Origin of the sequence: [Leptolyngbya] sp. PCC 7376, from assembly GCF_000316605.1 — a bacterium.
In the GTDB taxonomy this organism is placed as follows: domain Bacteria; phylum Cyanobacteriota; class Cyanobacteriia; order Cyanobacteriales; family MRBY01; genus MRBY01.
The window spans coordinates 2,140,331-2,162,207 of the sequence record NC_019683.1 but is presented as its reverse complement, the minus strand read 5'-3'; the positions used below and the strand labels follow the sequence as shown (position 1 = coordinate 2,162,207).

The 21,877-nt window shown below is 39.2% G+C and carries 21 protein-coding genes and 2 pseudogenes; 9 read left to right on the top strand and 14 right to left on the bottom strand.

The window, feature by feature from the left end:
• Nucleotides 1–73: 73 nt before the first annotated feature.
• A complete protein-coding gene (locus LEPTO7376_RS09585; RefSeq protein WP_015133989.1) occupies nucleotides 74–700 on the bottom strand; it encodes a hypothetical protein in 627 nt (208 codons plus the stop codon).
• Nucleotides 701–921: 221 nt separating this feature from the next.
• Between LEPTO7376_RS09585 and LEPTO7376_RS09580 the strand changes: the two genes are divergently transcribed.
• Nucleotides 922–2,031, top strand: a complete 1,110-nt coding sequence (locus LEPTO7376_RS09580; protein WP_015133988.1) for an S-(hydroxymethyl)glutathione dehydrogenase/class III alcohol dehydrogenase — start codon at nucleotides 922–924, stop codon at nucleotides 2,029–2,031.
• Nucleotides 2,032–2,216: 185 nt separating this feature from the next.
• Entirely contained in the window at nucleotides 2,217–3,056 is an 840-nt protein-coding gene (fghA, locus tag LEPTO7376_RS09575; protein ID WP_015133987.1) for an S-formylglutathione hydrolase, read from the top strand.
• Here the strand turns inward: fghA and LEPTO7376_RS09570 are convergent, their stop codons facing one another.
• The gene (locus LEPTO7376_RS09570; protein WP_015133986.1) at nucleotides 3,057–4,199 is read right to left on the bottom strand and encodes a PP2C family protein-serine/threonine phosphatase; all 1,143 of its coding nucleotides are present in this window, start codon (nucleotides 4,197–4,199) and stop codon (nucleotides 3,057–3,059) included. It lies immediately after the preceding gene.
• 53 nt (nucleotides 4,200–4,252) lie between these two features.
• Here LEPTO7376_RS09570 and LEPTO7376_RS27480 point away from each other — a divergent pair.
• The 5 genes and pseudogenes from LEPTO7376_RS27480 to LEPTO7376_RS09550 all read left to right on the top strand — a co-directional run.
• A pseudogene (locus LEPTO7376_RS27480) lies at nucleotides 4,253–4,633 on the top strand (ATP-binding protein); the annotation flags it as partial.
• Between the two features lie 42 nt (nucleotides 4,634–4,675).
• Nucleotides 4,676–5,518, top strand: coding sequence for a sulfurtransferase (locus LEPTO7376_RS09565; RefSeq protein WP_041765392.1), 843 nt, complete (start codon nucleotides 4,676–4,678; stop codon nucleotides 5,516–5,518).
• 341 nt (nucleotides 5,519–5,859) lie between these two features.
• Nucleotides 5,860–6,630, top strand: coding sequence for a methanethiol S-methyltransferase (gene mddA, locus LEPTO7376_RS09560; RefSeq protein ID WP_015133984.1), 771 nt, complete (start codon nucleotides 5,860–5,862; stop codon nucleotides 6,628–6,630).
• 345 nt (nucleotides 6,631–6,975) lie between these two features.
• On the top strand, nucleotides 6,976–7,563 hold the full coding sequence (locus LEPTO7376_RS09555) for a hypothetical protein (RefSeq protein WP_160148432.1): 588 nt from the start codon (nucleotides 6,976–6,978) through the stop codon (nucleotides 7,561–7,563).
• Nucleotides 7,564–7,771: 208 nt separating this feature from the next.
• Nucleotides 7,772–7,978, top strand: a pseudogene (locus tag LEPTO7376_RS09550) (lipid II flippase MurJ); the annotation flags it as partial.
• Between the two features lie 113 nt (nucleotides 7,979–8,091).
• On the opposite strand, the gene LEPTO7376_RS26910 reads toward LEPTO7376_RS09550, so the two are convergent.
• From LEPTO7376_RS26910 to LEPTO7376_RS28345, 12 genes are all read right to left on the bottom strand, one after another.
• Nucleotides 8,092–8,409 (bottom strand): hypothetical protein, encoded by a 318-nt coding sequence (locus LEPTO7376_RS26910; protein WP_041763347.1) that lies wholly within the window; start codon nucleotides 8,407–8,409, stop codon nucleotides 8,092–8,094.
• A 93-nt stretch (nucleotides 8,410–8,502) separates the two neighbouring features.
• Nucleotides 8,503–8,745: a hypothetical protein gene (locus LEPTO7376_RS09540; RefSeq protein ID WP_015133980.1), complete on the bottom strand. Its 243-nt coding sequence runs from the start codon at nucleotides 8,743–8,745 to the stop codon at nucleotides 8,503–8,505.
• A 22-nt stretch (nucleotides 8,746–8,767) separates the two neighbouring features.
• Nucleotides 8,768–9,715: an ADP-ribosyltransferase domain-containing protein gene (locus LEPTO7376_RS09535; RefSeq protein WP_015133979.1), complete on the bottom strand. Its 948-nt coding sequence runs from the start codon at nucleotides 9,713–9,715 to the stop codon at nucleotides 8,768–8,770.
• Nucleotides 9,716–9,733: 18 nt separating this feature from the next.
• The gene (locus LEPTO7376_RS09530) at nucleotides 9,734–10,033 is read right to left on the bottom strand and encodes a hypothetical protein (RefSeq protein WP_015133978.1); all 300 of its coding nucleotides are present in this window, start codon (nucleotides 10,031–10,033) and stop codon (nucleotides 9,734–9,736) included.
• Between the two features lie 17 nt (nucleotides 10,034–10,050).
• Entirely contained in the window at nucleotides 10,051–10,332 is a 282-nt protein-coding gene (locus LEPTO7376_RS09525) for a WXG100 family type VII secretion target (RefSeq protein WP_015133977.1), read from the bottom strand.
• A 9-nt stretch (nucleotides 10,333–10,341) separates the two neighbouring features.
• The gene (locus tag LEPTO7376_RS09520) at nucleotides 10,342–13,260 is read right to left on the bottom strand and encodes an FtsK/SpoIIIE domain-containing protein (RefSeq protein WP_015133976.1); all 2,919 of its coding nucleotides are present in this window, start codon (nucleotides 13,258–13,260) and stop codon (nucleotides 10,342–10,344) included.
• A gap of 19 nt (nucleotides 13,261–13,279) precedes the next feature.
• Nucleotides 13,280–14,209 (bottom strand): hypothetical protein, encoded by a 930-nt coding sequence (locus tag LEPTO7376_RS09515; RefSeq protein WP_041763343.1) that lies wholly within the window; start codon nucleotides 14,207–14,209, stop codon nucleotides 13,280–13,282.
• A 256-nt stretch (nucleotides 14,210–14,465) separates the two neighbouring features.
• Nucleotides 14,466–15,008, bottom strand: coding sequence for a hypothetical protein (locus tag LEPTO7376_RS09510; protein ID WP_015133974.1), 543 nt, complete (start codon nucleotides 15,006–15,008; stop codon nucleotides 14,466–14,468).
• Nucleotides 15,009–15,014: 6 nt separating this feature from the next.
• Entirely contained in the window at nucleotides 15,015–15,965 is a 951-nt protein-coding gene (locus LEPTO7376_RS09505; protein WP_015133973.1) for a protein kinase domain-containing protein, read from the bottom strand.
• A gap of 16 nt (nucleotides 15,966–15,981) precedes the next feature.
• The gene (locus tag LEPTO7376_RS09500) at nucleotides 15,982–18,111 is read right to left on the bottom strand and encodes a protein phosphatase 2C domain-containing protein (RefSeq protein ID WP_015133972.1); all 2,130 of its coding nucleotides are present in this window, start codon (nucleotides 18,109–18,111) and stop codon (nucleotides 15,982–15,984) included.
• A gap of 63 nt (nucleotides 18,112–18,174) precedes the next feature.
• Nucleotides 18,175–18,843 (bottom strand): vWA domain-containing protein, encoded by a 669-nt coding sequence (locus LEPTO7376_RS09495; protein WP_015133971.1) that lies wholly within the window; start codon nucleotides 18,841–18,843, stop codon nucleotides 18,175–18,177.
• 48 nt (nucleotides 18,844–18,891) lie between these two features.
• Nucleotides 18,892–19,107, bottom strand: coding sequence for a U32 family peptidase (locus tag LEPTO7376_RS28345; RefSeq protein WP_264309009.1), 216 nt, complete (start codon nucleotides 19,105–19,107; stop codon nucleotides 18,892–18,894).
• Between the two features lie 519 nt (nucleotides 19,108–19,626).
• On the opposite strand from LEPTO7376_RS28345, the gene tnpA reads away from it, so the two are divergent.
• Nucleotides 19,627–20,076, top strand: coding sequence for an IS200/IS605 family transposase (tnpA, locus tag LEPTO7376_RS09485; protein WP_015133970.1), 450 nt, complete (start codon nucleotides 19,627–19,629; stop codon nucleotides 20,074–20,076).
• Between the two features lie 196 nt (nucleotides 20,077–20,272).
• Nucleotides 20,273–21,874, top strand: coding sequence for a murein biosynthesis integral membrane protein MurJ (murJ, locus tag LEPTO7376_RS09480; RefSeq protein ID WP_015133969.1), 1,602 nt, complete (start codon nucleotides 20,273–20,275; stop codon nucleotides 21,872–21,874).
• Nucleotides 21,875–21,877: the final 3 nt, after the last annotated feature.

Here is a 21,877-nt window from a genome sequence, read left to right as displayed (position 1 = left end):
AATCCCCATCATCTCAATAGAATCGGGGACACCATCAGGTCAGCAAGTAAGCTGGCTATTTTTTTCGTTAATATTATTCGCCTGTATCCTCAGTGGGAGTTTCTGTTTCTGGGACAGCGGCGATCACCATCGACTCTGTAATTGCTTCAAGGACAGGCTTACTTTTATCCCATTCACTAGGAATCGCCACTTGTAAGGTTACAGCTAGTTGATCAGGATTCTCGATAAATTCAATCACTGCAAATTTGTAATAGAATCTCGACGAATCTTTTTCCCCAGAAAAGACTGCGGTTGTAACAGTTTTATCGTCAAGCTCTGTTTTTGTAACTGCTTGTATTTCCTCAAAATTATCCCGCTTCGACTCGAGATCCTCGATTTGCAATGCAAGGATGGCATCCGCATCAATCTCTGCCGCAAAATCACCAGTGTCATAGAGAAAAACACCAGTATTCATCCGCTGATTTTTTGAGAAATATTGCAGATCATAGGGATATTCGTCAGGGTTTTCATACCAGCCCTTCGGAAAATCGACATTCACTGCACTCTCAGGAATCGCAACAGTAATTATATTTTTAGCTGGGGGTTTCTTTTCCTGTTGCTCTGCCGCATTGGCATCATTTGGCTCAGTCGTCGTATCGCTATCACAACCGGCGATCGCCAGAAGGCTGAGACCCACAGCAAAGATTATTTTTTTAGACATTGTCACAATCACTCCTCAAACAAATCAAAACTAAAGGCTATGTTTCTGGGTAATACCTTTTTCTTTGTAGCACCGTGTTTTTACGGAAACAGTGATTTGAAACAGGGGCGATCGCACGATCTAGATCAACGTAACTTATCTATGCAGAGCGTAAAAGAAACGCAGATCCCTCGCTACATTTAAAAAATAAGACGAAGATCAGCGAAGGATTATTGAAGCCCATGGATGTTAAAGCGGCGATCGCCTACTCTGCTAAAGCCCCTCTCACTGTAGAAACCGTGCAGCTAGAGCCCCCAAAAGCTGGGGAAGTATTAGTCGAGATTAAGGCCACAGGTGTCTGTCATACCGATGCCTATACATTATCCGGCGCTGATCCAGAGGGTTTATTTCCCGCGATTTTAGGCCATGAAGGAGCAGGTGTTGTCGTTGAAGTAGGCAAAGGCGTTAAAAGCCTCAAACCCGGCGACCATGTCATCCCGCTATACATCCCCGAATGTCGCGAATGTGAATATTGCCTCAGCCTTAAAACTAACCTCTGCCAGGCGGTGCGGGCGACCCAAGGAAAAGGCTTAATGCCCGATGGCACAGGTCGATTTTCTAAAGATGGCGAAACGATTTTCCATTACATGGGCACCTCCACCTTCGCGAACTATACTGTCGTCCCAGCAATTGCCCTTGCGAAAATTCGTGAAGATGCCCCTTTCGATAAGGTGTGCTACATCGGTTGTGGCGTAACGACAGGAATTGGTGCTGTGATTAATACCGCCAAAGTAGAAGCGGGTTCAAAAGTAATTGTTTTTGGTCTTGGCGGCATCGGCCTTAACGTGATTCAAGGCGCAAGAATGGTCGGTGCAGACATGATTGTTGGCATAGATATTAATCCCGATAAACAGGCGATCGCCAAAAAATTTGGCATGACTCATTTTGTTGATCCGCGGGAGGTGGAAGGAGACTTAGCACCCTATCTTGTTGATCTGACAAAAGGTGGTGCAGACTATACCTTCGAATGTATCGGTAACGTCAAAGTAATGCGGCAGGCCCTCGAAAGTTGCCATAAAGGCTGGGGTGTTTCAACGATTATTGGTGTGGCAGGAGCAGGGGAAGAAATTAGTACCCGTCCGTTCCAGCTCGTTACTGGACGCGTTTGGAAAGGCACAGCTTTTGGAGGTGCTAGAGGTCGCACCGATGTCCCGAAAATTGTCGATTGGTATATGGACGGCAAGATCAATATCGACGATTTGATTACCCACACAATGCCTATCGAGAAGATTAATGATGCTTTTGATCTAATGCATAGAGGCGAATCAATTCGTGGTGTCGTCACCTTTTAAATCTAATGCCATAGGGCTGACAAGCCTCAGAGAGAAAGGACGTAACAACATCAAAACCATTTCCGGCTTCATCCCATTCCCCAAGGAAGAGTTGGTAAAATAAGCCCTTTCAAACTTGTTCAGACCCATCAGAAAATGCTGGACATTTTCGGCATTTACAACACATCGTCATTGGGGAAAGTGTCATGGCAAAGCTCGTTTTACAAAAAGAAATTGTCTGTTTCGGTGGCAAGGTCAGATATTACAGCCATCAATCGATCGCCTGTGGTGGGGAGATGAAGTTGACGGTGTTTCTCCCTCCCCAAGCGCAACAAGAAGCAGTACCAGTGCTTTATTACCTGTCGGGGTTGACCTGTACTGAGGAAAATTTCACAACGAAAGCTGGGGCTCAACAATATGCAGCGCAGCACGGCATTATGCTCGTGGCTCCGGATACGAGTCCTCGCGACACAGGTATTCCTGATGAGGAGAAGGATTGGGATTTGGGAAGTGGTGCAGGGTTTTATGTGAATGCTACGGAAAAGCCTTGGTCAAAGCATTACCGGATGTATACCTATGTCACCAAAGAATTGCCTCAGTTAATTGAAGATAATTTTTCGGTGACAGATAAACGGGGAATTTTTGGGCATTCGATGGGTGGTCATGGGGCGCTGATCTGCGCATTACGAAAACCAGATTTTTACCACTCGGTTTCGGCATTTGCACCAGTGGTGGCACCGATGCAATGTGCCTGGGGTGAAAAAGCGTTTACGGCTTATCTCGGTGAGGACAGAAAAACATGGCGCAAGTATGATGCGACGCAGATTATTACGAAGCGACAGTTTAACGGCAAAATTCTGATCGACCAAGGAAAGGCAGATACTTTCCTCGAAAATCAACTGTTAACAGATAAGTTTGTGATCGCCTGTGAAAAAGCCGGACAGCCGTTGCGGCTGCGCTATCAGGAGGGCTATGACCATAGCTATTTCTTCATTGCAACTTTTATGAAAGATCATATTGAGCACCACGCCCAAAGCTTGAAATAGTCACAGTAATAACTTCATCATCGAAAAGTCATCTTCCAAGTCATCATGGTGGAGGCGATCACCCAACATTGCCGCGAGATGGTCAAGCTTCGATGTTGAGTGGGATGTAGACTCGATGAGCAATTCTAAGAAATCCTCCCAACTTTTATGGGCATCGGGTGAACGGGAGTTTTCATAAACCCCATCGCTAATGACATAAAGACACGAATTGAACGGAATATATTGCTGCTGCTCTTGGTAAATAGAATCCTCAGGCTCAAACATCCCCACCGGAAATCCTTTCGTCCGCAAAAGTTGGGGATAGTCCTCGGGGCGATCGCCGAGCAAAATGGCTGGTGGATGTCCTGCACTGGCATAGGTCAACACCCGCTCGTCAATATCAAAGACGCCGTACCACATCGTAAAATATTGCTCTTGCTGCTCAATAAATTTGCAATTGGTGCTGAGGTATTTAAGGACATCTTTGGGTTTGCCATAATCTACGCCTTGATGACCATTGCGTGATCGCATCAAATTCAACACGGCAATGGAAGGGAGAGCTGCCTTAAGGCCATGTCCTGACACATCCAGCAGATAAAAGGCTAAACGTTGGTTATCGAGCCAAAAATAATCAAAGCCATCACCCCCAAGCTGAGATGAAGGAATGAAACAAGTTTCGATTTTGATGCGGGCGCGGTTCAGAGGCGGTGGTAGAAGAGACTGTACATATTGCGCTGCTTCGGTGAATTCTGCTTCTAACTTTTGTTTTTGATGATGCAGATCCTGCGCTAACTGTTGAATTCGGAGAACGGCTCTTACCCGTGCCTGTAGCTCCACGATTTCAATCGGTTTGCACAAAAAATCATCCGCCCCAGCATCTAATCCCATCACCTTGTCTTCGGTCGAATCAAGGGCTGTGAGAAGAATACAAAATGTACTGGTCGTTAGCTGTGGATGTGTTTTAATTTTTCGGCAGACATCAATGCCACTCAAACCTGGCATCATCCAATCACAGATCACTAGATTCGGTTGGAGGGCGATCGCCATTTCGAGGCCAGTAGTCCCATTATCTGCCTCGTGGATGTCATAACCCTGACGTACTAAAGTGCGTTTTAGTAGCGTACGGATAGCAGGGTCGTCATCAATAACGAGAATCTGAATCATAATTAAGCTAAACTACCAGAAATGACCCTTCTGCAACTCAGTAAACCGTACCTTTGGCTATCTTAGACCAATATCAATTTCACGTTGCGAGTGATTTGGCTCAGTTGGATCAAGTATTAGCTGAGTGCAACCGGATTAATCGTCATGACCGTATCCCTCCCCACGATTGGATGCAATGTCAGATGGCGATCGCCGAAGGTTTTACAAATGCTGTACGCCACGCCCACGGCGACGATCTCAAAGATCAGCCAGTTGGCATTGATCTGACCTTAGCGGAAAATCAGCTCGATATACGTATTTGGGATCATGGCCCAAATAATTTTAATTTAGACCATTATCTCAATAACCTCGATATGCAAGTGAATGAATTTGCATCGGGGGGACGCGGCATTATTATCCTCAAAAAAATTGCATCAAACCTTGACTATTGCCACGATGAAGAACGTCAACAGAATTATTTGCTCATCTCAAAAACGTTGACTAATCGTTTAGCGCCTTATTTTGTCTCTGTCGAAAAATTAGGCGATCGCCTCAACGATCCTAATCTTGTCATTATCGACTGTCGTTTTCGACTCAACGATACAGAGTGGGGCAGAACTCAATACAAAAAATCACACATTCCCGGCGCACATTACCTACACCTTGATGAAGACCTGTCATCACCTCTACAAAAACATGGCGGCCGCCATCCCCTACCTGATCCAGAGAAATTCACTGCCACTCTCACAAAATTAGGGATTGAACGGGGCAAAACAGAAATCGTTATTTACGATGATTTGCGATTTGCTTTTGCCGCACGGCTTTGGTGGCTCCTAAAATTTTACGGACACCACAATGTCAGTATCCTCAATGGAGGTTATGACGCATGGGAGAAAGCTAATTATCAATGCACTCCTGAGCCTCCTTGCACAATAAAAAAGCAACCTTTTAAACCTCAAATGCAGTTGGAATTGCTCATTAATCGGGATGCTCTTTTGGCTGCGGAGGATGATCAATGGGTTGTTTTGGATTGTCGGGATGCGGCGCGGTACCGTGGAGAAGTAGAACCGATTGATCCCATTGCTGGGTGCATTCCAGAAGCAATGAATTCCCCTTGGAAAGCTGTCTCCGATGAAAATGGCTTTGCATTACCCTTCGAGAAACAGCAAGAACTTTGGCAAGAATACCCAAAAGAGCAAGAGCTAGTTTTGTATTGCGGCTCTGGAGTAACAGCCTGTGTGAATTGGTTATCGCTAGAAATTACAGGCCACACCAATCTCAAACTTTACGCTGGTGGCTGGAGTGATTGGTGTTCCTATTTACCTAGTGAATACAAATAACTTTTAGCAAGCATAATTCTAGTCCCAATATCGATTTGCATAAAGCAGCAATATAGTCACTCCTCGATCATCTTGTCATAAATTGGGTGATCGCCTTCCTCGACACCTGGCATCAAAAACAACTCAAAGACTAAATATCACGCCTCATGATTTATTTAGAGAGCAATAGTCAAGGAAAAATGCATTCGTCAGTTCCTAAGAAATATTGACGAAAAGTGATTTTTTCATTTAGCTCACCAGACAAATCAATATTTTTCAATAGGATGAGCATATCTCAAACACTTATTTTTAGTGAGATTTCTCCACCGAATTGAGGCACAACTAGATATTGTTGCAAGCTAATGAAAAACACATTGGGTAGGATTAGTGCGTTTAGTTATGGCGTGATTTGCTATGGCATCTTTTTCGGAACATTCTTGTATTTAATGGGCTTTGTCGATAATTTATTCGTCCCAAAAGCCCTAGATTCTCCAAGAGTGATAGGACTATCTTATGCCTTACTAATTAACGCAGCATTAATTCTTTTATTTGGCATTCAACATAGTGGCATGGCACGAAAAAGCTTTAAAGAAAAATGGACAAAAATTGTGCCTGAACCAATCGAGCGGAGCACCTATGTTTTGTTTTCTAGCCTATGCCTAATAACCCTATTAGTGTTTTGGCAGCCAATCGGGATTCAAGTTTGGCATATCGATAATTCTTTTCTTTTCTATGCTTTGTATAGCCTGAGTGGCGTAGGTTGGGTATTAGTCTTCGCCTCGACATTTATGATCAATCACTTTGATTTATTTGGCTTGCGACAAGTTTACCTCTATCTCAGAGAACAACCATATGAGCATTTAGATTTTCAGACACCAGCTTTTTATAGTGTTATTCGTCATCCACTCTATTTAGGATTTTTATTTGGGATTTGGTTTACGCCAAATATGACCATTTCTCACTTTGTCTTTGCTGCACTTCTAACGCTTTATATGCTCATTGCAATTCCTTGGGAAGAGAAGGATTTAGTTGATGCTCATGGCGAGAGTTACCAACAATATAAAAGTCGTGTCCCGATGCTAATCCCAAAATTCCTTAGCAATCAGAAAAATATGCCATCGTCACAGGAGTAATCCTCAAATTTCGAGCTGTCAATTTAAATGCTTGACCATTAGTGCAGAGAATCAAATTTCTCTGCATTTTTTGTTAGGTCTCAAAAAAACTGAGAGAGTTTGAGGCGATCGCCTCAAAGAACTCTCCAGACAGTAAGTCTTCTTGCACTAATTATTGTTTCTATTCGAGCTAACACTTTGTATGGATCTGAAAGATAAGGGTCTTCACACAAAACTTTTTTTGCAAAGACATGACTAAAAGTGACTTTTTCTGGATTGTTTCTACCGAGATTTTCGGTGATAGTCAAATCAGTCAAGGACATATCAACTGAATCCTTACGCTGATTGAGGGAATAACTAAGTCTCATGAAAAATTTACTAGCTCTAATCTCCACTTTTAATACTATGGATGCTGCCGCTGACTGTACTCCAGTCAATGTCAAACCAGCTCACACAGTGAATCTAAAAACCTACACAGCTCGATGGTCTGGCGCTGATTTGGGTAATGGAGTCACGGTAACCGCAAAAATCATGCTTGACCTTAACTTAATCAGTAGTCCAGGAATCATCGGCAGCGCTATCGGAGCTGGGGCTGCATTCAAGAGCATTGACATCGAAGTGACAGGTGCGACTAACTCAAATGCAAATGGGCGCTTCACAGCAGATGACTTTGGTCGTGCTGTCTTACGTTTTCTAGGTCCAGTTGACCTAACTAAAGAGCTTGTTGGGCAAGCTGGTTTTTCTGGCATAACATCTGAATTTAATGTTTTCCGGTCAGTATCAAATCCCTTGGCACCGACTGCTATTTCTTTTAATAAATTGCGGGTGTTTGGTGAGGAAGAGGCCGTATTGACCAGTTTTGCACCGACTATGGTTGAGGATGTGACTCCTACTCAAGCGGTCAACTTCCCAATGCTTCTAGATATGGGTAATATGGCGCTTTACTGCAGGTAATCTCAAGCTTCTCTGGAATAACTACTGCTGGCGTAAAACTTTATGGCGATCGCGATCTTTCCTCTCCTAAAAACAATAAGCAGATTTTCAAAATTCTAGGGCTGCTGTAGAAAATTGGAGGCGATCGCCAATTGTTATTCTGAGGGCAAAATTCTCAAAGCAACCGTTCTGAGCAAGAATAGAGAAGTTTTGTTCTTCCGGTATAGCTGTGGCTGATTCCCCGAAAAAATCCCGTTCTCTGGCTGGCATTGCAGGTATTGTTGCCCTTGCCACCCTCATCAGTAAAGTCTTTGGCTTGGTCAGAGAACAGGCGATCGCCCGCGCGTTTGGTGTGAGGCCAGTGGTGGATGCCTATGCCTACATTATTCTGGGATTTCTGCTCATTCTGCTAGGCGGAATTAATGGGCCATTCCACTTTTCTAAAGATTCGTTTTAAACGCTACAGCTAATAGTATTGAAGACATTTTTCATAATGTCCCAATCCGTCGTTCTTATCCCTAACTCAACAGGGAAATGTATTACATTTTCTCAGTTATCTTGAATTTCCATCCATGGGCTTGTCTCTGGACAAAAAAGCAATAATCGCTTAGATTTGATATCTATTTCATCCCATTCATTTGTTAAATCATCAAAGCTTTTAGGAATATTTATCGGATAGTAACTAGTGCATAATTCATCCTTTATATCTAATCTAGATAGTTTAAAGTTTTGGGCACAACCCAAATTTCTGATTGAGGGAGAAGCTTGCCGTGTGAGTTCAATCGCGTGACGGTAGGCATTAGGATCTTCAAATTCACAGTAGATCGTTGCAATGTTAGTTTTGAGGATGGCTTTCGACTGTGCCATGTGCTGTACAAGGGCAATGATTTGGAGTTGCTGGGGTTGAGCGGTTTCGGGTTGGGGTATTAAATCACAATAGAAGACAGCTTTTTCGAGTTACTAATGAGATTCATCTATGATCTCAGAAGAAGTTTGTGAAACTTCTCCTGTATTTTCACCAGTTATTTCAGAAGAAATATTAATAGTTTCTTCACCACCTACTTCTATCAAACCAATAGGATCTTCCATTTTCCAAGATGCCATTGCTCTAACAGGTTCAGAGGGGGGATTTTCAAGCTGTTCTTCTTCAGCAGCTTTCATCATGGCTAAAATTCGTTTTTCTTGTTCTGTTAATTCGCTCATAATAGTTACTCCTCAACTTTAATTAATTTGTTTGAATTTCCATCAAAAAAATACGAATTTCACCATTCTTGTTTTCAACGGATAAAACTTTAAACTTTGTGTCTGGTCGAAAAAGTACTTCATCTTCACCAGAAAATTCAGATAAATCTTTAATCGCTTTGCCTGTTTGAGAAACGATACTGTAAAAAACGTTGCCAGAAAATGCTTGACCAATAGCTAGATTACTACTGGTACTTAAAAAACCTTTTTCTGTTACAATTTGACCAACTTTATATTTAGCAAGTTGTTTTGGATCTATTGTAGTACCTCTATAAACTACTCCTCCATGATTTGGTAATTTATTAAGAGCTTCATTAATAAATTTAATATGTTGTGTATAGTCTCGTTTTGCTTTTGCGACATTCCAACCTATTGCTTTTTCAGTATTTGCAAATTTCATCATTTCACCTCGTAGTAAACGATTAATTTGACGATATCCCTCACTTTCCGAGGTATAATAGATTAAAGCGGCAACAGCTTCTTTGCTTAATCGAGCATAAGCTCCTTTAAGTTTAGTTTTTGCTTTATCAAGAAAATTTTCAGGAAGATGACTCAAACCATTAAGAATTTCTTGAGCATAGGATCTTCTTTCAGCTAAGGTTATTTTGGAACTAGATGAGCTTATTTCTTTAGAATATAAACCTAATAAAGGAAAACAATCTTCTAATTCATTAGCTGAATCAGCAATCTCAATTTTATCCTGTAGATATTTAATGCATTGTTCACAATTTTTAATGGCTTGTGAATATTTATATGAAAGTATTCCAAAAACTTCTTCAAGTTGATAAATATGGCAATCATACCAACTTAATTTAAGGCTATACCATTGATTTGAAACCGTTAACCATTCATCTTTAAGAACTTCGTGAAAGTCTTTTACTCGGTTGAGAAAATATTCAGCATCTTCGATATCAAATGAAGTTTGTGCCATGGTTTATTTGATTATTTATTACATTTTTTCTATTACAGAAGCAATATCAATAACATCATCTTTTTTCTCAATATTAATTTCTCTATCTACAAATTTAATATACTTTTCGCATTTAGTCTCAGCTTCTTGATAAATATATTCTAGTTTCTTAAATAGAGGATAATACTTTTCATATTGTTTGTCATGCCAAGTCTCATCTATATTTTTCCATTGGTTTTTGACAGATGACCATTCTGTTTTAAGAGTTTCATGAAATGACCTTAAAGTATCCAATAGTTGTTCAGCATCTTCCCTGACAAATGATGTTTGTTCAGGCATTAAATATCTCTCCTTATTTATAAATATTGGTCTTCAAATTCTTCAACAATAGATTCAAAAACATCTAAAAAAACTTCAGAAGCAGTTTGACCTGCATTAATTGCTCTTTCTACAGAGTCTTGAGTTTGCTCAAAGTCTTTAGTAAAACGTTTTTTACTTGCACCTTGCCAAGATTCATTACATTGATCCCAAGCAGTCTGTACAGATTCAAACTTTTCTCCAATAACTTGGTGAAATTGATCTACAACATCAATAAATCTTTTTAATTCATCTAAATCAAGATCTAAATCTCTAGACATAATTTAACCTCACTCAATAATACGTTTAATTAATTTATTACTATAGTCAAAAACTTCCTCGGCTGAGGGCACAGTATAAGGTTTGAATTTTTCTGGCATTTCCGCAGCATTTGCTTTATCCCAGAAATAGGCAACGGGAAAAGTTGGGTGAAATTTATAGGTTTCTCCTAATAACAATCTAGAATCTTCGAGAGACATTTTTAAAGCAACCCTTAAGCCAAAATGATTGAGCCATGAACGGCTACTATCTCCTGAGAGAGTATTTAATGTAGTCATATTATTAAGCCAAAGGATAACATGAATACCTAATTCTGAGCCTTTAGAAATAAGCTCTAGTAGTTTTTCTGCATCTTCAGAAGGTTTTTCTCCACGTCGTCCCTCAATCGGAATTAAATTAGGAGCCAAATTCAGTCCTCCTACAGCATAAACCAAAAATAATGATGCTCCAAAATTTAACTCATCAGGGTTTTCTTTACGTTGTTGTTTGCGATTTTTAAATTCATCAAAGGTTTGCCGTAGTAGCGTTTCCCCTTTCAAGATGTCACTTTCACTATCTAGAGAGCGTTTTCCTATAAAAACAGAAAAATAAGATTGAAAAGCATCTCTGAACATGATTGGCATTTGTGTCCATTCTGTATCCTCGTCAGGAGAAAGATTAATAATATGAAATCGAACTTGTTGAGGTTCATAACAGTTGACTAAACTGAGTAAAAGTCCTCCTAATAAGCCAAAAATAGTTTCTTCTGATGTTCCTATTAAAATCATATTATTACGAGGTCTTCTACGGAAAATAGCTAAGGTATGATTACCTAGTCTCATGGCTTCTCCTAACCAAGCAATACCTGGAGTTTCTTGAGCTTTCCAGTCTTTTTCGTCAATAAATTCCTTAAGTTCTTTAGAAGATAACCAACGAGTAAAATCAAATAATTTATTGAGTTGAATATTATGTTTTAACTTAGCAGGTTCAGAGCCTCGAAATACAGTTAAATGTTTAGTTCGTTTAAAATTCTTTTTATGGAAAATTGTTTGAATATATTTTAAAGCGTTAATTCTTTCTTCTTTAGATACATCGGCAATCTGACCTATTTGATTATAATCTTTTGTTCCCAGTCTATCGTTATAGATAATTTTACCTGGGCTATCTAATAAACTTACAGCATCACTATTTCCTTCACTGAGTACAGATGAAGCTAAACTTTTATCCATCTGTTGCACCATTCTTAACTCAATTAAAGTTGAGAAAAAACGATTCATGTTAGGGACACTAGGGGTTTGAGACGCTAACAGTAAATGAACTCCATAGGAACGTCCTTTGCGTAGTATTGGGTCAAATACATCATTAATTTCTCGCATAATACTATCATTGTCTTCGAATAATACTTGAAATTCATCAATGACTATGAAAATACGAGGTAATTTCTCTCCTGTAATATCACGATAAGCCTTTATTTTTTCCGCACCAACTTCTTTGAATTTTTCACTTCTTTCAGTAATTTGTTGACGAATATATTTAAGGACATTTAAACCAAATTCTCTGTCACTTTCAATAGATATCATTTTGGCATGCGGGAGGGCTTTATCATCAGATTCTTCCTCAGTCTCTATTTTTAAAGGTTCAGGATTAACATAAATTTGAAATTCCACTCCTTCTTTGTAATCTAAAAGATACATTTCTAATTCATCGGGAGCATATCTCATAGCTAAGCCAAGAATAATCGCGTGAAGTGTATAGCTTTTTCCCGCTCCGGGTTTTCCTGCCAATAAACCTTGACTGACGTTAATTGGTTTACCTTCATCGTCTTCATCCTCACCTAGCCAAAATTCTAATTTTCCTTCTGCTCCCACTAAACCAATAGGTGTTCTAATTTGTTGGCGGTTATCATATTCTTTAGACCATGCTGAATGTACAGAAGGATAAAAGTCTCTAAAAGATAAAGTTTGAGTTTTAAGTTCTTTAAAGGTTTTAGTAAAGAGATTTGTTAGTTGATTGAATTGTTCTTTTGACGGTGGTTTGTCTAAGAGGATATTGAATGCTTTATTAATTACTGAAGTAGTAAATAAAGGGTTCTCTTTTATGTGATTTCCAGTCGGTAGAAGGCTGGTAGTATGATGACTAAAAGTCTTATAGCTGAAATCACGAGGTTTTTCAATAACTTCATCAACATGAATAACGACATAAACTCCAGCTCTTGCACCATTTCGTAAGATACTTTCTAACGCTTCTCTGGAGTTATTATCAAAACCATTAGGAAAGTCAGTGATAAATAGGTAACGATAGGCCTCTGCAACTACAGAATTAGCTTGATTGAATTCTTCGATACTCTCATAGTCTTTCCCTAAACGTTGAATTACCTTTTCTACGTGAGAACTAAATAATTGTAATTGTTCTCGAATGCCGCTACTACTTGTATAAATTCTTTCCCCAATTATTAATGAAGGTAACTTACCATTAAAAGGAAAGTTACTCCCTATATCAACAGGATCTATAAATGTGCATTGCAATTTTTTAACTGGGAAGGTACAAATAGTCCTCAGTGCCATTGACTCAATTGCAGTAATAGCAGTTTTTCTCGTTTGATTATTATTGCTGAAAATTGCAATATGTCCAGGATGACTTTCCCCTTGTAGTGGGGTGTAAGACCGAATGGGAACAAAGGCCGCTGCCACCATATTTACAGGTTCAACTTCATCTTTTGTTCTAGATTTTAAATTATTTCTTACTCTAGATGTTGTTTTCTTCGCTGATAGAATGTCATCTTTCTCAATATATGTTTTAAATATACGTTTCAGCTCTCCAACTCGTAATCTTCTGGGAGCGTCTCCTTTTATTTGTGGACGATAATGTTTCGGATCATGCTCTAAGGGAGTCCAGCGAGGTTCATTCCAAGACAGAGATAGTAAACGAGGGTTTTTTTTATCTGAATCCATAATCACAACAAATAATAATTTAACGCCTAGAAACTTTTAAAGTGAAAGAAGTGGATTTATTTCCATATAGCCAGACTTTTACATAATAGCTACCTGATTCAACAAAAAAATTATCTAGTTCATCTCCTCCCTCGGTCTCCTGCCTTGAATTTTCAACCTTTTCACCTCTATGATGATACAGTTCAAAATCTGCATCTGCCCCCTCTGCCAGATTGTATAAAGTTATGTCAAGATAACTATCTTCCGGAATTATAAAAGTAGAGAGGGCATCACTACTATCGTTTGGAGAAAGAGAATTTTCCCAGCTTGTATTCCAGCCTTCTCTTATAACATTAAGATTGTGATTATTTTTCAGGATATCAACATAATTATCATCAATAGTATCCACCTTATTTTTCAGCGACTCTTTACGTTCTTCAAGGAATGATTTGTCAGATTCTAATTCTTTTATTTGAGATAGCAGCAAAGATTTATCGGATTCTAATTCCTCAATTCTAGAGTTTAAGCTTTGCCGAGTGGAACGTAAGTTGGCAGCTAAGGACTGACTTGAAAATTTTAGCTCTTGATACTTTGTGTACCCCCAATATCCCCCACCACATACACTAAAAGATATGAACAACAAAACAGAATTAAAGATATTAATATTTCTTGTTGATAAAAATAGAGACTTGTTTTTATAGACTGATTTCTTTCTTTGGGTTCGAGTTTGATTTCTTAAGTGCTTATTATCTTCAGATAATATCTTATTTTGATTCATTAAATCAGAATTGATACTGCCCAAGTCATTATTTTTAGATTCTAGCTGAATGTTAAGTGTAAGCAATTGCCCATGAGAAGATAAATCAACAAAAAAAACAGCATTTTTACAATGAGGAGTGACTTCACATTTAGAAGGTGGAGTTTCTTGTTTATATTCATTTCCACAGCTTCGACATTTGTATGTGGGCATAATGTAATGTATTTCGGATTTTGTTCTGGTGGAATTGTGTTCTTTTCTGTAGCTCTTGGGAAATATAGCTTTACTAAAACGATTAATATTTCCTTTAATCAATAATGTAAGTTGTATAGGATCAAAAAAAAGGCAGTCTAAGGAACTATACAAATATATTACTCACGGAATTATTGACTTATATTTTTTTTGTTTTTATTGCTCTTTATTTAAGTTGTTTTCTCTATTATTCTCTTGAAATGTGTATTTTTAAAACTCAGAAAATCAATATTAATACAAATATTACATTAATTACAAAAGACACTATAAATGATGTTTGATATCTTTCTTTTTCTTCTTGTAGTGGAATAATCTTATCTGTATGTGTTTGTTTTTGTAATCTTTGTAACTCTCTAAGTTTGCTCTCAAGATTGTTGTTTTGAACTACTAATTTTGTTTTTTCTTCAGATAAAAATCGAACTTGTTCTTTGAATTTATTTGATCGTGAAACTTCTTTCTCTCCTTCCTTTTTATCTTCTGTTTCTTTTTTGTGCTGTCCTATTCTTGTTTTGATACGACTCTTAGGGATAGACGAAGTTTCTATTGATGGAATCTCTATTATTTTTATGGATATATCATCTTTCCTCAGCTCAGTTATTTGCTCTTGTAAACCATTACATCTAGCTTCTAGTTGACCATATGATGTTAGGTCAATAAAAAAGCCTGAACCTTTACATTCAGGTTTAACACGGCATTCAACGGGAGGAGTATCTTGCTTATATTCATGTCCACATTTCCTGCACTTATATATTTTTTTCATATTGCTTTACAGTCGCTCTATTATTGTTTTGAGATTTTCATGAACTTCTTTCGCTGTTGGTCTTTTAGTTCTAGAAAAAGACAGCATATATTCAATGAGTTCAACAACTAAATCTTCTGGGGAAAGTTTTTTGGAGCCCCGAAGATTTCTACTAGTTTGGATTCTAGACTTACGAACTTTACCCTTTGAAATCTTCAATCTATTTCCTGCGAGAATAGCTTGATAAGGATAGGTGAAATCCGAGCTGAAATTAGGTAGTTTTCCCGTCCAATATTTACTGAAAATCAAACCTAATGCAAAAACATCTGATTTGAAATCAGGAATCTCTGTTTCACCCTCAGTTTCAATATATCGAGCTAACTCTGGTGAATAATAGACAAAATCTCCCACGATTTCATCAGGCTCGATTTTCCCACCAGCAATGATACTGTCATCAAAATCAATCAACTTAGCCGATGTTCCCCATGCTTTTTCGACTAAGATATTATCTGGTTTAAGATCAAAATGGATAATATTTTTTTTATGTAATTCAGAGACGGAGTAAGCAGCGCTTGTCATAATAGATAAACGCTCTTTTAAGTGGAGGGCATGGATATCTTTTGCAAGTAAATTTGTATCTATTTTATGAAATATCTTAAAGTACTCTTCTGACTTATTGCCATATCTGAAAAAGTCTATAGGCTGGACTATTAAACCACCTTCTCCAAAATGCGAAAGTGCATTTTTGATGGCTGTATATCTAGCCTCGAATACCTTACAACGCTCTCGCTTTTTTTTCTTACTTTTTTCACTACCTGGTGCTTCTTTGCCTGGGTAGACTGGAGAATCGAATTTCTTAATGAAGTATTCCTGTTCCTTACAAGAAACAAATCCCCATTGGCAGCGGCCAGCATTCTGAGTAGTGAAAGTTCGAGTAAGAATATACTTTCCTATTTTATCTCCAACTTTATAGACCATTGATAACTTTGATACCTTAAAAAATACGTTTATTCCACACAGAATCAAGTTTTTTTATTTCTTTATTGCATTCATTTACTCGCCTAGTGTCTCCTCTTTGCTCATAGATATTTTGAGCGTATCTAAAATCTTTTTTTGCCTGTTCTATATAATTTTTTTCTTCTTTCTTTTGTATTGTTTTCGACTGCGCTGCATAAATTTTTCCAGTAACATACCATGGGTGAGGATTTTGCTCACGATAAGTTTTTATTTTTCGACAAATTGCTTCAATTTCTTTTAGTTCAGAAGAACTAAAGACTTTACTCGATATTTCAACTTGAGTTAAGCATTCGACAAGAATTATTAATGATATGCGAATCGATTCATGCTGACTGTCTTTTTCTAAGTACTTTTTTTTCTCAATAATATTTAATGTTTGACGAAAAACATTTGCCCACTTATCTGTTTTCGGAAGAGGCGCAAGAACTCCACTGTTGCTCTCCATAAAATAAGCTAAGCCGAGGAAAGATAATGCTGGTATTTCTTCACAATTGCTTTTTAAGATTTGTATTATTGTTTGGATTGCTGAATTGTAGTCTTTATTTTCATATAATAATCCTTTAGCAATATAAATGTAGTCGATACAATGCGTACTTATTTTATTGCCAGATGCTTTAGCAAGTAAATCTATTTTCTTGTTTTTGACGTGGCTTGGATACGGTGGGTTAGAAGGTTGAGCTTGTTTTTTTTGGTCTGGCACATAGACATTAGTATTAGGTTCTTCAGAAGGAGCCGTTACTCGATTTGTTGTTTTGCTAATATCACTTGGGTGATCTTGGTTTGTGTTGTAGCTAAGAGGTTGTATTGGGGGTAATGTATTTTGACTTGGTGAGTTATCAATATCTAGTGAGGGATTTTGATAATTAGGTTGATTCGAAAATTTTGATTCTTTAATTCCCAGTTCATTTATCCTTTCTTGAGGATTTTTTTGATTCGCACCATAACTAATCGGTTGCTCTAAAGGTGCTCGCTCTTCATTGAATTGTTGACTTCCTCTTGGTGGTTGTATGGATTTCTTCGATATCGACTGTTCTGGATCATTAAAATCTAGATCGATATCAATAAGTTCATTAATGACTTCGGAATCACAGAGAAGAGCTATTGAATCATTGGATACCTGAGAAGCAGTTTGTTCAATCCTTTCTTCATAATTGACTCGATACTTATTCCAAACTTCCGCATAATTTTTTAGTTCCCTGCAAGAGTTGGCAAGATCTTCAACTGTTCGGTATCTTTCTTGATATTTTTCTTGTATTGAACTGAAATTATTACCAAAAGCTAGGGGCTGTAAAATTAAAGTAATATCATCACCAACTCTTCGCTCTCTCAAGTATTCTGAAAGTTTTTGCTCATACTCACGCATGCTGCCTGAACTTTGTAGGAAGAAAAGGAGCAGATACTCGAAATACCAAGGATGTAATCCATCGAAAGCTCCATCAGTACTTACAATGACTAATCCCGGTTCCTCAATTGAAAAATGATTGAAATTTATTCCTACGTCTGAATCCATATCAGGAGTTAGATATTGAGTCATCGGTGCACCAGAGTTTGATACAGAGTCAAAATCATCTTTATATTCTTTGACATCATCTTGGGTAAGTTGCTGTAGGCCTTTCCGAGAACTCAAAAAATAGACGCGAGAATCACCGATCCAAGCTACGTCTAGATCTAAAGCCTTCTGACTAGACCGAGATTTAGAAATATTCGCTAGAGCAAGAGTTGTACTTGCTATGTCTTTTGACGGTTTTAGGTTACTTTTTATTCGAGAACTTGGTTTATTCGATGTTCGTTCATAGTCATTTTTTGATTTCCTTAAATCCTGCTGAATAAACCTTTGTAAATCAAAAGCATTCGTTTTATCTAACTTTTGATGTTTGTTTATAAGATCTTGAAAAAAAGAATAAGTTGAGGTCTTAGCTGACCGGGAAGCAACTCTTGCGCCATGTTCACTACCCATCATGCCGGATCGACCACCAAGCCCATCAAACACAGCCAAAACAAAGCTGTCTAAATAGCTAAGATATAAATGAGCATCTTGCCCTTTATTGGGCTTCGTCTCTATATCAATAACTAACAAATTGTCTGGTTGCTCATGTTGTTTTTGCATGGTTTCAACAGCCTTTACTATGCTTAACAGGGGGATAAATAGAATAAAGTGTTGTGAAATTATCTAGACACTGTTGGCGATCGCCTCTAGGATTTCATCCATTTCATAATCTTCAAGACCCTGTCCTGCTTTTGAAGGAAAATGGATTACATTTTCCCAATTGTCTTGAATTTCAGCCCAAGGAGTAGTGTCCGGTGAGAAAAGGAGTAGACGTTTGGACTTTATATCTACTTCATCCCATGCATCTGTTAAATCATCGAAGGTTGAAGGTATATCAGAGGGATAATAACTAGGCTTTGGGCTTTTTTCTAAGGGATGTGCAGAAGCATCAGTCCACACTAGAACAACATATCTTTGTTTAGAGCCTTGAGTTGTGTCCCAAGGAGACTGCATAGCTAAAGCGAGGGCTTCCAAGGCGTTTTCAGGTTCATCTCCTCCTCCATCGGCATAAATACCAGAGATAAAATTACTGAAAGCAGAGGATTCAGATGGAAGGTTGAAAAACTTGGAACTGATCATGACTTTATCTGATGCATCTGCCCAATAATCACGAAAAACGATAACTCGGATTCTGGTTTGATCAATTTGCTTGTCTTTCTCCGCCATTTTTGCTTCAAGCCTTGGAAAAAAATTTAAGGCGGAGGCTTTAACTTCCTCAATAACTGGACTCATTGAACCTGTCGCATCAATGCAGATTACTAAATCGACGGAGTATCTCAATCCTTGACTCATGACTCAAATTAGGGTTTCGCATAGTGTCTTCTTGGATTGTATCTCACTTCAAAAAATGGATCGCCCACCCGCACTCTCCGATACTTCCAATGGCCTCGAAACTTGGCGATCACCCAACTGTTGCTGAATTTTATTGATTTCCTTAATGGAAGTTTCCCGCGCCAAAACAACGAGATGACAACCCACTTCCTGAGCAAATTCCACGCCGGTACTGCTCGAAACCGTCATCTGGGTGGAACCATGAATGCGAAAATCAGGCGACAAATGGCGAATCAATTTGCAGAGACCAATATCCTGAACGATCGCCGCATCACTACCTCGATTTCAAATAACCTTCAACATCCGTCAATTCCGAAGTAAACACCAGCGTATTGAGGGTTACATATCCTTTCACGCCTCGCCGATGCAAAAACGCCATTAATTTCGGCAAATCCGCTTCCGTAAAATTATGGGCACGCATCCTTGCATTAAACCGATCCAAGCCAAAATAAATCGCATCTGCCCCGTTTTCTACTGCTGCCTTGGTACAATCCCATGTTTCTGCTGGCGCTAATAATTCCGGCGATCACATTGCATTGACCACACCAGTTATCAGGAGAAGTTTCGGAGGAAGTGGGCATAAGATTCGCAGGAAATCGAGAGCCGATAATACTAATACGCTCATGCAGTATAAAGCGTCTAGTCTTTACTTTAGGTCAGGGTATCTCCATCGTATTCCGCCATTTTTCAATCTCTGTGGGTAGATTCCCCGCTGCTCTGCGGCGAAAGCTCTAGACTAGAGAAATGAGCGAATATATTCATAAAAGCCACAATGTAAGCATTGTGCTATATCACCTAGTATTTCCAGCAAAATATCGTCGAGCAGTATTTGATGAGCAGGTAGATGCAGAGCTAAAGGAAGTATGTCTAGAAATAGAAAAAAGATATGAAATCAAATTTCTAGAAATAGGCATAGATAAAGACCATGTACATTTTCTAATTCAGTCAGTACCGAAATACAGTGTGACAAGGTTGGTAACAATGATAAAAAGCCTGACAGCAAAAGAAATATTCAGGAGGTGTCCGCATGTAAAGAAGCAATTATGGGGAGGAGAATTTTGGAGTGATGGTTATTTTGCGAGTACGGTGGGAAAGCACGGAGATGAAAAAATGATTGGGAAATATGTGAAGGAACAGGGAAAACAATATTTACAACTGCACCAAGATTTTCAACTAAGTCTATTCAAATTCTGATACCCCGTCCGTTTACGGCGGGGTTTGTTCATTGTTTATAAAATTTTTAATGTTTATAAAAAGATAGTTGTGTAGACCTCATAAGACATCAGAGACTTTGCTAAATAGGCGATCGCCTATTTTTATTCTGAGGGCAAAATTCTCAAAGCAACCGTTCTGAGCAAGAATAGAGAAGTTTTGTTCTTCCGGTGTAGCTGTGGCTGATTCCCCGAAAAAATCCCGTTCTCTGGCTGGCATCGCAGGCATTGTTGCCCTTGCCACCCTCATCAGTAAAGTCTTTGGCTTGGTCAGAGAACAGGCGATCGCCCGCGCGTTTGGGGTGGGGCCAGTGGTGGATGCCTATGCCTATGCCTACATCATTCCGGGATTTTTGCTCATTCTGCTAGGCGGAATTAACGGGCCATTCCACAGCGCATTAGTGAGTGTGCTGTCTAAACGTGATCAAAAAGATGCCGCTCCCCTAGTCGAAACGGTCTCAACCATCGTCACCATTGGCTTATTTTTTGTGGCGATCATATTGGTTGTTTTTGCCGGAGTCTTTATTGATTTACTCGCACCCGGTTTAGAAGGAGAAGTTCGCAACCTAGCCATCCTCCAACTCCAAATCATGGCGCCGCTGTCAGTTCTGGCAGGACTAATTGGTATTGGCTTCGGGACATTAAACGCCTCCGATCAATATTGGTTACCAGGGATTAGCCCTCTATTTTCTAGCCTAAGTATTGTGATTGGTGTTGGTAGTTTAATTTGGCTATTTGGCGGAGAAATTAATGCACCCGAATATGTGAGGTTAGGCGGAATTGTTCTCGCTGGAACGACCCTCTGTGGTGCGGTTTTACAATGGCTAGCCCAATTATTTGCCCAATGGAAATCAGGATTAGGATCGCTGCGTCCGAGGTTTGATCTGGCGATTCCAGGGGTAAAAGATGTTCTGAAGGTGATGATTCCGGCGACCCTTTCATCTGGGATGCTACATATCAATGTTTATACCGATATGTTTTTCGCCTCCTATATCGAAGGGGCAGCGGCATCGATGCGTTATGCGAACTTCATCGTATTAACCCCCCTTGGCATTATTTCGAACATGATTTTGGTACCGCTATTACCTGTTTTCTCAAGGTTGGCAGCACCAGAAAACTGGGATGAACTGAAGCAACGCATTCGTCAAGGTTTATTGCTCGCAGCTTTATCGATGTTGCCCTTGAGTGCGATTTTTATTTCCCAAGCCAAAACCATTATCCGCATCATCTACGAATACAATGCCTTCGCAGCAGACGCGACATTGGTAGTGGCTCCGGTTTTAATGGCCTATGGCGTTGGCATGTTTTTCTATCTCGGCCGCGATATTTTGGTGCGAGTTTTTTATGGATTAGGGGACGGGGTTACGCCATCACGCATTAGTCTGATCAATATTTTTGTGAATGCAGTCCTCGATTTTTTCCTCGTTAATGCTTTCAAAACACCGGGTCTTGTCTTTGCAACCATCGGCGTCAATATCTTCTCAATGGCAATTATGATTGTCTTGCTTAGCAAGCGTTTAGGCGGTTTGCCGCTAGGTGAATGGGGATTAAATCTACTGGGATTAGTGGGAGCAAGTGCGATCGCCGGATGTGCAAGTTGGGGTATTTCCCTCGGCGTTGCATCCTTAAGTTTCGGTAATAATCTCTATGTTCAAGGTCTGGAACTAGCCGTGGCGATCGCCGTTTCCCTTTCTATTTTCTTCGGACTCGCAATGCTCCTAAAATTACCTGAACTCGAAATCCTGAAAGGACGTGTCATGGCGAAGCTCAAGCGTGGATAATTG

Coding starts and splice junctions, on each gene's coding strand:
- LEPTO7376_RS09585 (WP_015133989.1), bottom strand. CDS start 700: ATGTCTAAAAAAATAATCTTTGCTGTGGGTCTCAGCCTTCTGGCGATC.
- LEPTO7376_RS09580 (WP_015133988.1), top strand. CDS start 922: ATGGATGTTAAAGCGGCGATCGCCTACTCTGCTAAAGCCCCTCTCACT.
- fghA (WP_015133987.1), top strand. CDS start 2,217: ATGGCAAAGCTCGTTTTACAAAAAGAAATTGTCTGTTTCGGTGGCAAG.
- LEPTO7376_RS09570 (WP_015133986.1), bottom strand. CDS start 4,199: ATGATTCAGATTCTCGTTATTGATGACGACCCTGCTATCCGTACGCTA.
- mddA (WP_015133984.1), top strand. CDS start 5,860: ATGAAAAACACATTGGGTAGGATTAGTGCGTTTAGTTATGGCGTGATT.
- LEPTO7376_RS09555 (WP_160148432.1), top strand. CDS start 6,976: ATGAAAAATTTACTAGCTCTAATCTCCACTTTTAATACTATGGATGCT.
- LEPTO7376_RS26910 (WP_041763347.1), bottom strand. CDS start 8,409: ATGGCACAGTCGAAAGCCATCCTCAAAACTAACATTGCAACGATCTAC.
- LEPTO7376_RS09540 (WP_015133980.1), bottom strand. CDS start 8,745: ATGAGCGAATTAACAGAACAAGAAAAACGAATTTTAGCCATGATGAAA.
- LEPTO7376_RS09535 (WP_015133979.1), bottom strand. CDS start 9,715: ATGGCACAAACTTCATTTGATATCGAAGATGCTGAATATTTTCTCAAC.
- LEPTO7376_RS09530 (WP_015133978.1), bottom strand. CDS start 10,033: ATGCCTGAACAAACATCATTTGTCAGGGAAGATGCTGAACAACTATTG.
- LEPTO7376_RS09525 (WP_015133977.1), bottom strand. CDS start 10,332: ATGTCTAGAGATTTAGATCTTGATTTAGATGAATTAAAAAGATTTATT.
- LEPTO7376_RS09520 (WP_015133976.1), bottom strand. CDS start 13,260: ATGGATTCAGATAAAAAAAACCCTCGTTTACTATCTCTGTCTTGGAAT.
- LEPTO7376_RS09515 (WP_041763343.1), bottom strand. CDS start 14,209: ATGCCCACATACAAATGTCGAAGCTGTGGAAATGAATATAAACAAGAA.
- LEPTO7376_RS09510 (WP_015133974.1), bottom strand. CDS start 15,008: ATGAAAAAAATATATAAGTGCAGGAAATGTGGACATGAATATAAGCAA.
- LEPTO7376_RS09505 (WP_015133973.1), bottom strand. CDS start 15,965: ATGGTCTATAAAGTTGGAGATAAAATAGGAAAGTATATTCTTACTCGA.
- LEPTO7376_RS09500 (WP_015133972.1), bottom strand. CDS start 18,111: ATGCAAAAACAACATGAGCAACCAGACAATTTGTTAGTTATTGATATA.
- LEPTO7376_RS09495 (WP_015133971.1), bottom strand. CDS start 18,843: ATGAGTCAAGGATTGAGATACTCCGTCGATTTAGTAATCTGCATTGAT.
- tnpA (WP_015133970.1), top strand. CDS start 19,627: ATGAGCGAATATATTCATAAAAGCCACAATGTAAGCATTGTGCTATAT.